This is a genomic window from Microbacterium sp. NPDC087589, from assembly GCF_044743635.1.
Lineage (GTDB): Bacteria > Actinomycetota > Actinomycetes > Actinomycetales > Microbacteriaceae > Microbacterium.
Genome location: NZ_JBIUWV010000001.1, coordinates 761578 through 777266, shown reverse-complemented (window position 1 = coordinate 777266; position 15689 = coordinate 761578). Strand labels below are relative to the sequence as shown.

14 protein-coding genes are annotated in these 15689 nt (G+C 67.8%); 8 read left to right on the top strand and 6 right to left on the bottom strand.

The features are described 5' to 3' along the window. Nucleotides 1-47 precede the first annotated feature (47 nt). The 3 genes from efeU (at nucleotide 48) to efeB (ending at nucleotide 3560) form a co-directional block, all read left to right on the top strand. Nucleotides 48-995, top strand: coding sequence for an iron uptake transporter permease EfeU (gene efeU, locus ACIOU8_RS03925; protein WP_400786011.1), 948 nt, complete (start codon nucleotides 48-50; stop codon nucleotides 993-995). Further along, a complete protein-coding gene (gene efeO, locus ACIOU8_RS03920; protein ID WP_400786009.1) occupies nucleotides 992-2224 on the top strand; it encodes an iron uptake system protein EfeO in 1233 nt (410 codons plus the stop codon). Before efeU ends, efeO begins: the two co-directional genes overlap by 4 nt. 61 nt (nucleotides 2225-2285) lie before the next feature. Next, entirely contained in the window at nucleotides 2286-3560 is a 1275-nt protein-coding gene (gene efeB / locus ACIOU8_RS03915) for an iron uptake transporter deferrochelatase/peroxidase subunit (RefSeq protein ID WP_400786877.1), read from the top strand. A 16-nt stretch (nucleotides 3561-3576) separates the two neighbouring features. On the opposite strand, the gene ACIOU8_RS03910 is transcribed toward efeB, so the two are convergent. Then, nucleotides 3577-4440, bottom strand: coding sequence for a serine hydrolase domain-containing protein (locus tag ACIOU8_RS03910; RefSeq protein ID WP_400786006.1), 864 nt, complete (start codon nucleotides 4438-4440; stop codon nucleotides 3577-3579). After that, nucleotides 4437-5594, bottom strand: coding sequence for an acyltransferase family protein (locus tag ACIOU8_RS03905; protein ID WP_400786004.1), 1158 nt, complete (start codon nucleotides 5592-5594; stop codon nucleotides 4437-4439). The genes ACIOU8_RS03910 and ACIOU8_RS03905 overlap by 4 nt, the downstream gene beginning before the upstream one ends. A gap of 109 nt (nucleotides 5595-5703) precedes the next feature. On the opposite strand from ACIOU8_RS03905, the gene ACIOU8_RS03900 reads away from it, so the two are divergent. The 3 genes from ACIOU8_RS03900 (at nucleotide 5704) to ACIOU8_RS03890 (ending at nucleotide 9006) form a co-directional block, all read left to right on the top strand. Beyond that, nucleotides 5704-6927, top strand: a complete 1224-nt coding sequence (locus ACIOU8_RS03900; RefSeq protein ID WP_400786002.1) for an LLM class flavin-dependent oxidoreductase — start codon at nucleotides 5704-5706, stop codon at nucleotides 6925-6927. Nucleotide 6928: 1 nt separating this feature from the next. Further along, entirely contained in the window at nucleotides 6929-7573 is a 645-nt protein-coding gene (locus ACIOU8_RS03895; protein ID WP_400786000.1) for an FMN reductase, read from the top strand. Nucleotides 7574-7653: 80 nt separating this feature from the next. Next, nucleotides 7654-9006: an FAD-binding oxidoreductase gene (locus tag ACIOU8_RS03890; RefSeq protein WP_400785997.1), complete on the top strand. Its 1353-nt coding sequence runs from the start codon at nucleotides 7654-7656 to the stop codon at nucleotides 9004-9006. 72 nt (nucleotides 9007-9078) lie between these two features. Here the strand turns inward: ACIOU8_RS03890 and ACIOU8_RS03885 are convergent, their stop codons facing one another. Further along, nucleotides 9079-9774, bottom strand: a complete 696-nt coding sequence (locus ACIOU8_RS03885) for a response regulator (RefSeq protein WP_400785995.1) — start codon at nucleotides 9772-9774, stop codon at nucleotides 9079-9081. Beyond that, on the bottom strand, nucleotides 9771-11042 hold the full coding sequence (locus tag ACIOU8_RS03880) for an ATP-binding protein (protein ID WP_400785993.1): 1272 nt from the start codon (nucleotides 11040-11042) through the stop codon (nucleotides 9771-9773). Before ACIOU8_RS03880 ends, ACIOU8_RS03885 begins: the two co-directional genes overlap by 4 nt. Nucleotides 11043-11202: 160 nt before the next feature. On the opposite strand from ACIOU8_RS03880, the gene ACIOU8_RS03875 reads away from it, so the two are divergent. Then, a complete protein-coding gene (locus tag ACIOU8_RS03875; RefSeq protein WP_400785991.1) occupies nucleotides 11203-12642 on the top strand; it encodes a cation:dicarboxylate symporter family transporter in 1440 nt (479 codons plus the stop codon). A 60-nt stretch (nucleotides 12643-12702) separates the two neighbouring features. Here ACIOU8_RS03875 and ACIOU8_RS03870 read toward each other — a convergent pair whose 3' ends face one another. Both ACIOU8_RS03870 and ACIOU8_RS03865 read right to left on the bottom strand, forming a co-directional pair. Next, a complete protein-coding gene (locus ACIOU8_RS03870) occupies nucleotides 12703-12879 on the bottom strand; it encodes a DUF5302 domain-containing protein (RefSeq protein ID WP_091232420.1) in 177 nt (58 codons plus the stop codon). Nucleotides 12880-12918: 39 nt separating this feature from the next. Continuing rightward, a complete protein-coding gene (locus tag ACIOU8_RS03865) occupies nucleotides 12919-13491 on the bottom strand; it encodes a DedA family protein (RefSeq protein WP_400785988.1) in 573 nt (190 codons plus the stop codon). 154 nt (nucleotides 13492-13645) lie between these two features. On the opposite strand from ACIOU8_RS03865, the gene ACIOU8_RS03860 reads away from it, so the two are divergent. Beyond that, nucleotides 13646-15571 carry a GDSL-type esterase/lipase family protein gene (locus ACIOU8_RS03860; protein WP_400785986.1) on the top strand — a complete coding sequence of 642 codons (1926 nt, stop codon included), beginning with the start codon at nucleotides 13646-13648 and terminating at the stop codon, nucleotides 15569-15571. Nucleotides 15572-15689: the final 118 nt, after the last annotated feature.

Genomic DNA, 15689 nt, shown 5'->3' with positions numbered 1-15689 from the left:
GTAAGGGATGCCTTGCCTAAGCAACTTCCTCAGAGAGTCTCCGTCTCGTGCTCGCAACGTTCCTGATCGGTCTTCGCGAAGGCCTCGAAGCCGCTCTCGTCGTCGGCATCCTCGTGGCCTACCTCCGCCGTCTCGGCCGCAGCGACGCGCTGCCGCGACTCTGGGCGGGTGTCGGGCTGGCGATCGCTCTCGCTCTGGGCATCGGTGCGGTTCTCACGTTCGGCGCCTACTCGCTGACGTTCGAAGCGCAGGAGCTCATCGGCGGTCTGCTCTCTCTGCTCGCGGTGAGCATGGTCACCTGGATGATCTTCTGGATGCAGAGGGCCGGGCGCACCATGAGGGCGACGCTCGAAGGAGGGCTCGATCGTGCTCTGACGCATGGCGGCCTCTGGGCGCTGATCGCGATCGGCTTCGTCTCGGTGGCCAGGGAAGGGATCGAGACGACCCTGCTCCTCTGGTCGATGGTCCAGTCCTTCGGAGACGCCCCCTCTGCGCTGCTCGGGGCGCTGCTCGGGCTCCTGACCGCCGTCGCGATCGGATGGCTGCTCGCCAGAGGCGCCGTCCGACTCGACCTTCGCCGGTTCTTCACCTGGACGAGCGGCTTCCTCGTGATCGTCGCCGCCGGGGTCCTCGCCTACGCGATCATGGATCTGCAGGAGGCAGGCGCCCTGCCCGGCCCCTTCACTTCCGCGGCGCCCATCGACGCGCTCACCGGTGCCGTCGCGCTGGGCTGGGCGGCGTTCCCGTTCGGGTGGGCGTTCGACGTGACCGGCGTCATCGCCCCGGACGGAGCATGGGCCACCATCCTGCAGGCGACCGTCGGCTTCATGCCGCGGATGACCTGGCTGCAGGTCACGGCATGGACCGTCTATCTCGTCGTCGTCGGATTCTTCTTCCTCCGTGGGCTGCGTTCGCGTCGACCGACCGCGCCTCGCTCGACATCCGCAGACCGCGATGACTCGACCCCCACTCTCACCCAGCAAGGAGCAGCATGACCACCTCTCGCCGAATCCTCGGTGCCGTCGCCGCCGCCGGCGCGGCCGCACTCGTCCTCAGCGGCTGCGTCGCCAAGAACGATGTCGCAGCAGGCGCCGCGTTCGACGTCTCATCGACCGACTCCGAATGCGCGGTCTCCTCGGCGACTGCCGAGAGCGGCACACTCACGTTCGACGTGACGAACGACAGCGGACAGACCTCGGAGTTCTACCTGCTCGCCGACGACGGACTGCGCATCGTGGGCGAGGTCGAGAACATCGCACCGTCCGCCTCCCGCACGCTCACCGTGGTGGCTCAGCCCGGCGAGTACTTCACCCTGTGCAAGCCGGGAATGATCGGCGAGGGCGTCGGCAGATCGGAGTTCACGGTGACCGGGGACCGCGTCGCGATCGAGGGTGAGGATGCCGACCAGAAGCAGCAGGCCGTCGACCTGTACGCGGCGTTCGTGAAGAACCAGGTCGGACAGCTCGTCCCGTCCGTCGACGAGCTCGTCGCCGCCTACGAGTCCGGCGACGACGAGACCGCTCGAGCGCTGTTCCCACAGACGCGGGCCTTCTACGAGCGCATCGAGCCCGTGGCTGAGGCTCTCGGCACCCTCGATCCGCGCATCGACTATCGCGAGGTCGACGCCGTGGCAGAGGGGCTCGACTGGACGGGCTTCCACCGCATCGAGAAGGATCTCTGGGTGCCTGCGGAGGATGCCCTCAACGCTGACGGCGAGACGCCCGCCTGGCAGGACTGGGCTCCCTCGACGACCGAGGAGCGTGCCGGCTACGGCGACCAACTGCTCGCGGACGTACAGGAGCTCTACGACTACGTGCACTCCGACGAGTTCACGACGGCTCTGGACGACCAGGGCATCGGCGGCATCTCCAACGGTGCGATCGCGCTGCTCGACGAGGTCGCCACCGGCAAGATCTCGGGTGAAGAGGACTGGTGGTCGGGAACCGACCTCTACGACTTCGCCGCCAACGTCGAGGGCTCCCAGATGGCGTTCTCTCTCGTGCAGGACTTCGCCACAGCGCAGGGCGACGACGGAGCGATCCTCGTGGCCGAGATCGAAGACGGGTACGCGGCTCTCGAAGAGTCGCTCGCGGCGCACGGCTCGCTCGACGAGGGCTTCGTCGGGTACAAGGAGCTGACGGATGCTGACAAGCGCGAGTTCACCGACCTCATCAACGCGCTTGCCGAGCCGCTCTCGCAGCTCACCGGCACCGTCCTCAACTGACCCGAAGGGTGCGATCTCGCAGGTGAACGAACGCTCGAAGGATGCCGCGGCAGCCGACTCCATGCCGGATTCGGTTGTCGCCGCATCCCCTTCCGCAGGCCTCAGCCGCCGCGGTCTCCTCGGCCTCGCCATCGGCGGGGGAGTCGCCTCTCTCGCGGTGGGCGTGGGCGGCGGACTGGCCGGTGGTGTGGCGCTCGGCCGTGCCAGGGCCGACGCGGACTCGCAGATCGCATACGAGTTCTTCGGCGCGCACCAGGCGGGGATCACCACTCCGGTGCAGGAGCATCTGCACTTCGCGTCGTTCGACATGATGCCGCGGACCGATCGTGACGACCTGATCACGCTGCTGCAGGACTGGACGTATGCGGCGTCGCGAATGGCCAAGGGGCTCGAGGTCAGCGCGACGGGTGCGGTCGGCGGTGACGCCGAAGTGCCGCCGGATGACACCGGTGAAGCTCTCGGCCTCCCGGCCGCCGGTCTCACGATCACTTTCGGCTTCGGGCCGAGCCTGTTCGAGAACGAAGACGGCGACCGATACGGAATCGCCGCACGCCGTCCGAAGAAGCTCGAGCGACTGCCCGCCTTCCTGGGCGATGACCTCGATCCGCAGTCGTCGCACGGCGATCTCTGCATCCAGGCCTGCGCCGACGACCCGCAGGTGGCGGTGCACGCGATTCGCAACCTCAGTCGCATCGCGTTCGGGCGCGCGCGGCTGCGCTGGTCGCAGCTCGGATTCGGCAAGACCTCCCGCACGACCTCCGCCCAGGCGACCCCGCGCAACCTGTTCGGTTTCAAGGACGGCACGGCGAACATCCTCGCCGATGACGCCGCCGCCCTCGACGCGAACGTCTGGGTCGGGGGACCGGACCGGCCCGAATGGATGGCGGGCGGCTCTTATCTCGTCGCTCGGAAGATCGCGATGCTGATCGAGACCTGGGATCGGGTCCGACTCTCGGAGCAGAACGTGATCGTGGGGCGCGACAAGGGTGAGGGGGCGCCGCTGTCCGGCGGTGATGAGTTCACCGCACCGGACTTCGGGTCCTCGGCGATAGACCAGAACGCGCACGTGCGGCTCGCGCATCCGGACCAGAACGACGGCATCCGGATCCTCCGCCGCGGCTTCAACTACGTGAACGGGAACAATGACCTCGGGCGGCTTGACGCCGGACTCTTCTTCCTGTCGTACCAGCGTGATCCTGCGCAGTTCATCTCGCTGCAGCGACGGCTGTCCAGCGACCGGTTGAACGAGTACATCAGTCACGTCGGCTCGGGGATCTGGGCGGTCCCTGCGGGCGCGAGGCCCGGATCGTACGTCGGCGCGGGGCTGTTCGGCTGACGGCCGCGGAGCGCGGTCAGGCGCCCAGCGTCTCCGCCACGAACGCCGACATGGCGTCGGCGCCGAAGTGGTCGTCGGCGGTGATCGTCACGACGGCATCGCCGTGGAAGATGAGCAGTTGACCGTAGGCGCCGTGCAGCCGCCAGACCGAACCGGGGCCATCCCATCCGGCCAGGGCGTAGCGCTCGTAGCCGGGGTTCTGACCCGCCGTCACCCAGTCGGAATGCATCGCATCGACGACGGCAGAGGAGACGAGGCGCCGCCCGCCCCATTCACCGCGATCGCGGATCAGTCGACCGAGGCGTGCCATCTCCTCGGTACGCAACGCGATGCCGCCGCCGGCGACGACGCGGCCCTGCGGACAACGCTCCCATTCGATGTCATCGATGCCCAGAGGAACGAGCAGCCGCGGACTCAGGTAGTCGACGATGTCGCCGACTCGTGTCGCGAGCACGGACATGGCCGTGTAAGTGCTGGCGTTCGAGTACTGGAAGACCGGCCCACGTGACGGGCGCGAGAGGAACTCGGTCGCGAGGTCGGGCCAGTCGGTCATCATGGTCTCGGACCAGGCGAGATCGATGCCGCTCGACATCGAGAGCAGGCGTCGCAGCGTGATCCGATCGACGCCGTCTCCGAGCGCGGTATCAGGGACGTACTCGGCGATCGGAGCATCGAGCGACACGAGGCCCTCGTCGGCGGCGATTCCGGCCGCAAGAACGCACACGCCCTTCGCCACCGAGTGGATCTCCTCCCGGACGTCCGCGGTCCACCGGTGCTCAGCGGCGTCGGAGCCCACCAGCACGTGAAGCCCGTGGGCTCCGAACCCCGACGCGTCTGCGTGGTCCACCAGTCGGTCGCGGATCGTCTCGGCTGTGATCACTGCTTCAGGCTAGCCGCTTCCCCCTGGCGTGGCCGACGAGAACCGGTCGGGTCGCTGCGGTGGCCCTCGCTTCGAGCGAGCTCCGGGTCTCGGAAGAGCCATCGCGGGCGGGGCTCGACCAGCGGGCGGAAGAGCCAGCGCACGGGTTTCGTCGCGAGACCGAGTGCCAGGACCACCGACAGCAGGGTCACGAGCGGCAGCCACAGCCACGTCGGATCGAGATCACGCAGCACGCCGGATTCGCGGAACGGGTAGAGCGCGAACGAGTGCAGCAGGAACACATACATCGTGTACTGACCGAACCGCGTCCACCGGTGCGTGCCCCGGGGGATCAGGGCGAAGAACGCAGCGCTCAGGATCACCGCCAGCAGCATCAGTGCGATGCGCACGCCGCCCGCCCACCACTGCTCTCCGCCGAGGTCCGCATACGCATCCTCGTAGAACAGCCAGTGGCGCAGGTCGACCTCTTGCCAGAGGTCTATCCAGTACCAGGCAGCGAAGCCGGTCGTACCGAGCACGGCGAGGCTGGCGACGCGGATCCACAAGGGGCGGACGTCGAGCAGGCGGAAGCGTGCGACGACATCACGCTCGCGCAGCCACCAACCAAGAGCGAAGAAGGGCAGCAGGCCGAGTGTGCGCGACAGGGAGAACGTGCTGTCGACATTGGGCAGGTAGCCCACCCCGACCGAGATGATCACCGTCCACAGCAGGGGCCAGCGGAGGAGTGCGAGATAGGGGAGCACGAGGCGGAAGATGCCGAGTGCGAGCAAGAACCACAGCGTCCACGACGGCTTGGTGAAGTTCGGGTCCGCCTGCCCTTCGACCAGCCACTTCGTCAGGGTCCACAGGAGTTCGAAGATGACGTAGGGGAGGAGGATGTCGGTGATCACGCGGGCCATCTGGACTCGCGTCGGTGAGCCCGACTTCGAGAAGTAGCCGGAGATGATGGCGAAGGCCGGCATGTGGAAGGCGTAGAGAGCCAGGTACGACGCCAGCGCGATGTCCGAGTCGTAGGTGAGACGCTGGATCGCGTGCCCGAGCACGACGAGGACGATGCACGCATATCGCGCGTTGTCCCAGAACGGGACGCGCTTGCGGGGCTTCGGGACGGATCCGGTGGCGGGGTTCGTCGTGGCGGATCCGTCGCTGTGCATCCTCTGAGGCTACTCGGGGAATAAAGTTGCTCGCATCGCGTTGACTCAGATACATTCAAATGAATAGAACCGGATGCAGGGCACCCGATTCGGAGAAGACGGAGCAATCATGAGCGAGCAGGCAGGCGTCCCGGTGCAGTTCGGAATCATGTCGGTCAGCGACATCACCCGCGACCCGACCACCGGTGAGACGCCGAGTGAACAGGAACGGATCAAGGCGACGCTGGCGATCGCCAAGCACAGCGAAGAGGTCGGTCTCGACGTCTTCGCGATCGGCGAGCACCACAACCCTCCCTTCTGGTCATCGAGCCCCACGACCTTCCTCGCCGCTCTCGCGGCGCAGACGGAGCATCTGATCGTCTCGACGTCGACCACTCTCATCACGACCAACGACCCCGTGCGCATCGCCGAGGAGTACGCGATGCTGCAGCACGTCTCCGACGGCCGCATGGATCTCATGCTCGGCCGCGGCAACACCGGTCCGGTCTACCCCTGGTTCGGTCAGGACATCAGGCAGGGTCTCCCGCTCGCCATCGAGAACTACGCTCTGCTGCACAAGCTGTGGCGTGAGGACGTCGTGAACTGGGAGGGCAAGTTCCGCACTCCGCTTCAGGGCTTCACCTCGACGCCGCGACCCCTCGACGGCGTCGCGCCCTTCGTCTGGCACGGATCGATCCGCACTCCCGAGATCGCGGAGCAGGCGGCCTACTACGGCGACGGCTTCTTCGCGAACAACATCTTCTGGCCGAAGGAGCACTACCAGCGTCTGATCGAGCTGTACCGTCAGCGCTACGCGCACTACGGCCACGGCACGCCCGAGCAGGCGATCGTCGGCCTCGGCGGGCAGGTCTTCATGGCGGCGAAGTCGCAGGACGCCGTGAACCAGTTCCGCCCGTACTTCGACAACGCCCCCGTGTACGGCCACGGGCCGAGCATGGAGGACTTCACCGAGATGACTCCGCTGACGGTGGGCTCGCCTCAGCAGGTCATCGACCGCTACGCCGCGATGCGCGAGCACTACGGCGACTACCAGCGCCAGCTGTTCCTGATCGATCACGCGGGTCTGCCGCTGAAGACCGTGCTCGAGCAGCTCGACATCCTCGGCTCCGAGGTCGTGCCGGTGCTTCGCAAGGAGATGGCGAAGGACCGCCCGGTCAGCGTGCCGGATGCTCCGACGCACGTGGCACGGGTGAAGGCCGAGTTCGGCGACGGGCCGACGCGGCAGGCGCGTCCCGGCGCCAACCGCGGTGACAACCTGACGGGCGACTCGCCCTATCAGGATTCGCCCGCCCCAGCGGGTGCCGCGTTCGGTCTCAGCCGGAAGGGAGCCTGAGATGGCGACTCGTCGAATAGCCGTCGTGTCTGCGGGGCTCTCGAATCCGTCGTCCACACGGATGCTCGCGGATCGTCTCGCGGCGGAGACCGTGAAGGCCCTCGCCGGTCATGATATCGAGGCGAGCGTCGACGTGATCGAGCTCCGCGACTACGCGCACGACATCACGAACAACCTGCTCACCGGATTCGCGCCGCCCGCCCTCGAGACTGCGATCAACACCGTGGTCTCGGCGGACGCGCTCATCGCCGTCACGCCGATCTTCTCGACGAGTTACAACGGGCTCTTCAAGTCGTTCATCGACGTGCTCGACCCGGACGCGCTCACCGGGAAGCCCGTGCTGATCGGAGCGAACGCCGGCACGGCGAGGCATTCGCTCGCGATCGACTACGCGATCCGACCGCTCTTCGCCTATCTGCATGCCGATGCGGTCTCGACCGGCGTCTTCGCCGCATCCAGTGATTGGGGCGGTGGCGGTGATGACGTCGCTCCTCTCGCGAAGCGCGTCGAGAAGGGCGCGCGCGAGCTGGCCGAGGCGATCGCGAAGCGTGAGGTGGCTGCGGCCGCCGACCCGTACGACCCCGCGACATATCTTGGAGAGGGTCGGTCGTTCGGTCACATGCTCGGCGGTCTCGCCGGGGAGTAAAGTCTGCGGCCCCGGAGACGGGCCGCACGGTGGGCCATGAGGCCATCGACAATGTCCGTGGGGCATCGTACGGTGACGTCATGGCCCACCTTTCTGTGCTGGACGCAGCGCGACGCGCGCTGCGCGGAGAACTCCTTCTGCCGGGAGAGGAGTCCTTCGACGATGCTCGTCGTCCGTGGAACCTCGCGATCGAGCAGCATCCGGTCGGAGTCGCCACTCCAGTCGATCTGGGCGATCTGCGCACGCTCGTCCATGCAGCGCGCGATGCGGGTGTCACGATCGCGGTGCAGCCGACTGGGCACGGTGCGTCCGGCGACCTGTCCGGTGCCGTGATCCTGCGAATGGCGGCCTTCGACGACCTCGAGGTCGACCTCGATGCCGGAACCGTGCGTGTCGGCAGCGGCGTCCGCTGGGGCGCCGTGGTCGAGGCGCTCGACGGCACCGGCTGGGTCGCCCCGGCCGGAACGAGCCCGGTGGTCAGCGTCGCCGGCTACACCCTCGGCGGCGGCCATTCATGGTTCAGTCGCACCGCCGGGCTGGGGTCGGACAACCTCCGCGCTGTGTGGATGCTGCGCGGCGACGGCGAGCACGAGCGCGTCGACGACGACAGCGACCCCGATCTGATGTGGGCGATGCGGGGCGCCGGTGGGGTCATGGGGATCGTCACAGCCCTCGAGATCGACCTGGTGGCTGCACCCGCCGTGTGGGGTGCCGAGCTCACGTTCGGTGCGGGGGATGCCGCGGCCGTGATGCGTGCGGTCCGAGACCTCGCCGTCGATGCCCCCTCGTCGCTGAACGTGTTCATGAACTCGATGCGGATGCCTGATGTCCCCCAGCTTCCTGAAGAGATCCGCGGTCGCAGCTTCTTCACGGTGCAGGCGCTCTCTGCGAACGGCCCAGCCGAGCCGCTCGTGAGTGGATTGAGCCGGGCGGGCACCGTGCAGCGCGAGGTCTCGGGTCCCACATCGCCCCGGCTCATCGCGGAGTCGAGCGGCGAGCCCACCGAACCGACACCCGGACGCGGCGCGTCGGCCGCGCTCTCCTCGCTCGACGACGACATGATCGACGAGCTGCTGCGGTTCCGAGAGCAGCCGGAGCAGTGGCCGATCATGGGCATCGACATCCGGATGCTCGGGGGGGCACTGGAGAAGCCGCGACGAGCCGGGTTCGCGACTCTTCACGGAGTCGACTGGTTGCTCCATGCGTTGGTTCCGGTATTGCCGGGAGTCCCCAGCGAACCGGGAAGCGCGAGCATGGCGGGGTTCAGCGAGGTTCTGGCGAGGGCGGCGGCACCGCACACCGTACCGACCTTCCTCCTCCCCGGGCAGACCCTGGAACGGTGCGGCCAGACGGCATCGATCGACCGCCTCCGTCGTACACGCGCGCTGGCCGACCCCGAGGCGCTGCTCCACGAGGGGCGTCTCCCGCGCTGACTCGGAGCCGACGGCGGGCCGCAGACAACAGCGCCGGGGCGAGAGCCTGCATCGGTCTCCGTCAGTGCGGGGTCAGTCGGATCCGTCGGCGCGCCGATTCCACTCGTACTCGGTCTCCGGCCGTCCACGAGCGCCGTAGCGAGCGCTGCGAAGGATGATCCCCGATGCAGCCAGATGTTCGAGATACCGACGCACGGACACCCGCGACATCCCCAGCATCTGCGCTGCCTCGCTCGCCGAGAGTGCTCCGGCTGTGCGGAGCTCGGAGGTGACCTTCTGCAGAGTCGCCCCGGAGAGCCCCTTCGGAACAGGGATGGCTCTCGTCGAGCGTCCGAGCAGGGCGTCGATCTCTGCCTGGGTCGCTTCGCCGTCGGTGGATCTCGCCTTCTCGCGGTGCGCTCGGTACGCAGTGAGACGCTCGTCGAAAACCGCGAAGGAGAACGGCTTGACGAGATACTGATACACGCCGAGAGCGACCATCTGCCGCACGCTCTCGGCGTCGCGGACCCCGGTGATCGCGATCACATCGACCGACGCCGCACGGGCACGGAGTGCGCGCAGCACGTCGATGCCCGACCCATCCGGCATCGTGATGTCGAGAAGGATGAGATCGAAAGGCTGGTCACGCGGCTGCTCGAGTACGGCGGTCACCGCGGCACGCGCTCGGGTGCATTCGCCCGCGACGGTGAAGCCGTCGATCCTCTCGAGGTACGAGCGGTGGAGCTCCAGTGTCAGAGCATCGTCATCGACGATCAGCGTGCGGATCACGGGGCTCGCCTCCTTCTGATCGGTGGCAGGACGACCCGGAACGTCGTCGGGTGGGCCTCGAGGTCGACCGTCCCCCCGACCCCGAGAACGACGGATCGCACGAGCGCGAGTCCGACCCCGCGCCCGTGTGAGCCTGCGGGCTTGGTCGAGAACCCGTGCATGAAGATCCGCATCCGGAGCTCGGGGGCGATCCCGGGCCCGCTGTCCGAGACGGCGAGCACGATGCCGCCGTCGGTCGAGGGCTCGAGCGTGACCTGGACCCATCGGTCGGTTCCGCCGGATGCGGCGTCCATCGCGTTGTCGATCAGGTTGCCCAGGACGGCCACGCTGTCGACCGGAGACAGCGGCGATTCGGGAGTGTCTGGATCGATCTGCAACCGCCAGTCGATGCCTCGTTCCTTGGCTTGCGAAGCCTTGCCGAGCAGGAGTGCGCCCACGGTGGGGTCCCCGGCCTGTCGCGCGGTGACCTGATCGACGAGCGACTGGCTCTGTCGTGAGGTCTCGGTCAGGATTCCGATGGCCTCCTCCGCACGCCCCAGCTCGAGCAGGGCCACTGCGGTGTGCATGCGGTTGCCGTGCTCATGCGTCTGCGCTCGCAGAGCATCGCCGAGCGTCCGCAGCGATTCATACGAAGACACGGCATCGCGCACCTGCCCCGGTGGAAGATCACCCGCGATGCGCCGTGTGAACCGGCGGGCGGCCCAGGCACCGAGAGTGCCGAGAGCCACCAGCCCGACGGTGATTCCGAGCGACAGCGGAAGCCGGCGGATCAGGATCTCCGAGATCGATTCCGTCGTCACCCCGGCTGACACCCAGCCGACCAGGCCGCCGTCGGCCGAATCGACCGGAACGATCGTTCGCACCGAAGGACCGAGAGTGCCGGTGAAGACCTCGGTGAAGGTCCGAGCAGTGTCGGGGATCGTGCCGAGATACGTCGCGCCGATCTGCTCGACGTCGGGGTGGGTCACCCTGGTGCCGTCCGGAGTCATGATCGTCACGAAGTCCAGATCCGCGCCGGCGATCACATCGAGGGCGTACGGCTCGAGGGCCCGTGTGGCCGCGTCGACGTCGCCGGCCTCCAACGCGTCGGTCACCAGTGGTGACGCGGCGAGCGTCACGGCCGTCGCCTCGGTCACCCGCTCAGCCTCCGCGTGCGTGGTGCGTTGGGCATCTGCAACCAGGAAGACGGCGACCAGCCCGCCGACGACGAGCGTCGCGATCAGGAGCACGACGAACACGCGTGAGGCGACACTGCGGGCGGGTCTCATCGCGTCCTTCCGATCGTCGGTGATCGCGGAGCCGGCATATCGGTGGAGACCAATACGACCACAAATGGTGTCGCCGTGCGAAGTCCGCGACCGTGAGCTTACCGAAGGCGAGGGCGCCCGAGGGCATGAGACGAAGACGTTCATGATCAAGGAGGAAAACATGGCCATCACGACAGGGTTCTCGCTTCCCGGATTCCACTGGCGGCGCGGCAAGCAGGCGTGGGACAGGCACACGTGGCTGTATGTCTCGGTGATCATCGCGGTCGTGCTCGGAGCCGCGGTCGGTCTGATCTGGCCCGAGGTCGGTCAGAGTCTCGAACCGATCGGCAAGGGCTTCGTGTCGCTCATCAAGATGATGATCGCCCCGATCATCTTCTGCACGATCGTGGTGGGCGTCGGTTCGATCGCGAAGGCCGCGACCGTCGGCAAGATCGGCGGACTCGCGCTGCTGTACTTCATGGTGATGTCGACGTTCGCTCTGGCGATCGGTCTCGTGGTGGGCAACATCATCCACCCGGGTGCCGGGCTCGACATGGCCGGCGCGAACTACGACGCCACCGACACCGAAGCCAAGACGACGACCGAGTTCATCCTCGGGATCATCCCGACGACCTTCTTCTCGGCCTTCACCGGTGAGAGCGTGCTGCAGGTGCTGTTCATCGCGCTGCTGGTCGGCTTCGCACTCCAGGGACTGGGAGACAAGGGCGCCCCGATCATGGAGGCGGTCAAGAACCTCCAGAAGCTGGTGTTCCGCATCCTCGGCATGATCCTGTGGCTCGCGCCGCTCGGAGCGTTCGGAGCGATCGCGGCGGTCGTGGGGAAGACGGGCATCGCCGCCATCTGGAGTCTGGGCGTGCTGATGATCGCGTTCTACATCACCTGCATCCTGTTCATCGTGGTCGTCCTGGGGACGCTGCTCTTCGCGGTGACCCGCGTGAACATCTTCAGTCTGGTGAAGTACCTCGCCCGCGAGTACCTGCTGATCGTCGGCACCTCGTCGTCGGAGTCCGCTCTTCCTCGTCTCATCGCCAAGATGGAGCACATCGGCGTCTCGAAGCCGGTCGTCGGTATCACGGTGCCCACGGGATACTCGTTCAACCTCGACGGCACGGCGATCTACCTGACCATGGCCTCGCTCTTCATCGCGACCGGCATGGGCCAGCCGATGACGATCGGCGAGCAGATCGGGCTGCTGGTGTTCATGATCATCGCCAGCAAGGGAGCCGCCGGCGTCACCGGCGCCGGACTCGCCACGCTCGCCGGTGGTCTGCAGGCGTACCGCCCCGACCTGGTCGATGGCGTCGGTGTGATCGTGGGCATCGACCGGTTCATGTCAGAGGGGCGCGCGCTGACCAACTTCACCGGCAACGCTGTCGCGACCCTGCTCATCGGCACCTGGACGCGTGAGATCGATCGCGAGCGGGTGCAGCAGGTGCTGAGCGGCGCATTGCCGTTCGAAGAGTCGTCGCTCGATGGCGTGGACGATCACGGGATGGCAGACGAGAGCAAGGCGGTCGACATCCAGGGTCTGAAGGAGTCGGCGCTCGACGAGATGGCAGCCAAAGAGGAGAGGGCGCGGGCTCGCGCAGTGCAGAACTGAGCAGTAGGCCGAAAAGAGGGATGCGGGAGTCGACGACCGTCGACTCCCGCATCCGTGTGGTCAACCGCTCTTGCGTCGGAACTCGCGCCGCGTCTGCGGGGCGGGCGCGCCGTGGACGGCGGAGTCGCCATCCAGGTGGGCCTCGCCCTGCCGGTGGTGCGCGTTCTTCTTCTCGAGCGCTTCCTTGAACTTGCGCTTCATCTCCTCGCTGGAGGAGGCGCCTTCTTCGGTGCTCATGTTCGCCAGCCTAGGGCACGCCCCTGACCGGCAGGTGGATCATTTCCGGGCACGACGGGACACGAGGTCGATCACCGCGCCGAGCCCGACCGCCACAGCGACCGACACCAGCACAGCCACGACGGTGCCACCCGGCACCAGCGCGGCGACGACGGCACCGACAGACGCCTGGTAGCCCGCCCACCCGAGAGCCGCCACGGAGACCAGCAGCAGGTATCGGCCCGGGTGGATGCGCGAGGCACCGGCGACGAGATTGATCGCCAGACGCGCGAACGGCACGAACCGGGCGGTGAAGAGCACCGTGGCCGTCCCGCCATCCAGGCGGCGTCGCGCCCAGTCGAGGGCTTGGCGCACACGCGGCGCACGCATCCATCGCCAGCGATCGGTGCCGACCCTGCGACCGATGAGAAAGCAGACGGCGTCTCCTGCCGCGGCCGCTGCTGCCGCGCAGACGATCACCGCCCACAGCGGGGGAGCGCCGGTGGTCGACGCAATGGCCCCCAGTGCGGTCACCGCGATCTCCCCCGGGACGATGACGAAGAACGAATCGCCGAGAACGAGCAGGCTCATGATCATGAGGGCCCACGGGCCGCTGAGGAGGTCTGTCGGCACGCCTCCACAGTGCTCGGCGCAGGTGAACGGGAACCAACGTCCGGATAGCCGGTGACCAGCGCTCCAGCATCCGGTGAACTTCTGGTGCCGAGGGTCGTTTCCCGCGTATCACGTGTGTCGGTGCCAGCATCCTGGGGGTGTGAGAGTCGCGATCGTGACAGAGTCCTTCCTTCCGCACATGAACGGTGTCACAGGATCCGTACTGCAGATCCTCGGCCACCTCGAACGCGCAGGCCATGACGCGCACGTGATCGCACCCGATGCGGTCGGGATGCCCGCACAGGTCCATGGCGCCGCTGTCGAACCCATGCCCAGCCTCGCGCTCCCCGGCTACCGCAACGTGCGGGTGGGCACCTCGCCGGTGCGCCAGGTCGCGGCGTCGCTGCGTCGCTTCGCCCCGGACGTCGTGCACCTGGCCTCACCCTTCGCCCTCGGCTGGCGAGGCGCGCTCGCCGCAGAGCACCTCGGCGTGGCCTCGGTCGCCGCGTACCAGACAGACGTCGCGGCATACACGCAGAGGTACCGCATCCCTGCGGCGACGGGCATCGCACAGTCGCACATCGCGCGGCTCCATCGGCGGGCGACTTTGACGCTCGCACCGTCGGCTGACACGGCGCAGCAGCTCGCCTCGCTCGGTGTCGATCGAGTCCGTCGGTGGGGGAGAGGCGTGGATGCCGAGAGGTTCCAGCCGACCCGACGCAGCGCGACGCTGCGCGCTGAGTGGTGCACCGAGGTCGTGATCGGCTATGTGGGCCGACTCGCCCCGGAGAAGCAGGTCGAGGACCTGGCTGTGCTGCAGACGATCCCCGGGACGCGTCTCGTGATCGTGGGGGACGGCCCGAGCAGGCCCAGGCTCGAAGCCCTGATGCCCGGCGCTCTCTTTCTCGGGCACCTCGAGGGCGATGCTCTCGCCGCGGCGATGGCATCGTTCGACGTGTTCGTGCACCCGGGGGAGAGCGAGACCTTCGGCCAGACCCTGCAGGAGGCGCACGCGAGCGGGGTGCCCGTCATCGCCACCGGACGCGGCGGCCCGCTCAGCCTCGTGCGGATGGGGATCGACGGATGGCTCTATAGCCCTGGCGATCTCGACGATCTGCGCATGCGCGTCGCCGACCTCACCGGGGACGCGCGCAAGCGCCGGGCCTTCGGCGCGGCAGGACGCGAGGCGGTGCAGGGGCGCAGCTGGGCGACCGTCTGCGATCAGCTCCTGGGGCATTTCGACGAAGCACGAGAGCTCCGGGCGGTGGATGCCGGACTGCGCGCTCGCCGCCTCACGCGCCCAGAGCCCAGCGTCCCCGTCGACGCGCGTCGGTGGCAGCGATACGTGGCGATGGGCGACTCGCTCACCGAGGGGCTGTGCGACCCGGCCCCCGACGGTGCGTTGCGCGGATGGGCTGACAGGCTCGCGCTCCTGCTCGCTGCTCGAGGGGGACTGCACTACGCCAACCTCGCCATCAGGTCGAAACGCGTCCGCGACGTGTGCGCCACGCAGCTTCCGCGAGCACTCGCACTCCAACCGGATCTCGTGTCGATCCTCATCGGCGCCAATGACCTCGTCAAGCCGAACGTCGACGTGCCGGCGCTCGCCGCAGAGCTCGAGGGCGCAGTCGAACGACTCCGGAGCAACGGAGCGGATGTCCTCCTCGTCACACCGTTCCTTCCGCGTCGGCGGGCGGCCGCGATGTACACGAAGCGGTTCGCGGCGTTCGCCACGGCGCTCACGGGCATCGCGGCGCGCACGGGTGCGATCCTGATCGATACGGACCTGCACCCGTCGCTCCCCGACCGCCCGAACTGGGGTGAGGACCTCGTGCACCTGAGCAGTCGAGGCCACAGATTCCTCGCGTACCGCGCGGGTGAGGTGCTCGCCGTGCCGCACGCCGACGCACTCGGAGCCCTCGATGCGGCTCTGCATGAGAACGAGCCGATCGGGGCGGGGCTCTGGTGGCGTCGGCACGCGCTGCCGTGGGTATGGCGTCGACTGCACGGACGCACGGCAGGAGACGGGCGCGTCGCCAAGCATGACGACTACGTCTATCTGGGGCGCTCGAGCGCCCCGCGGGACGTCACAGTCGGCTGATCTCCGGGCGGTCCCGGCGTGAGGCGGCAGTCAGAGCGAGGACATTGAATGCCTCGCTGATAGGCTGGACGTGGTCGACGTGTGTCGACCGGACAATTTCATATCGACTCATGGAGCG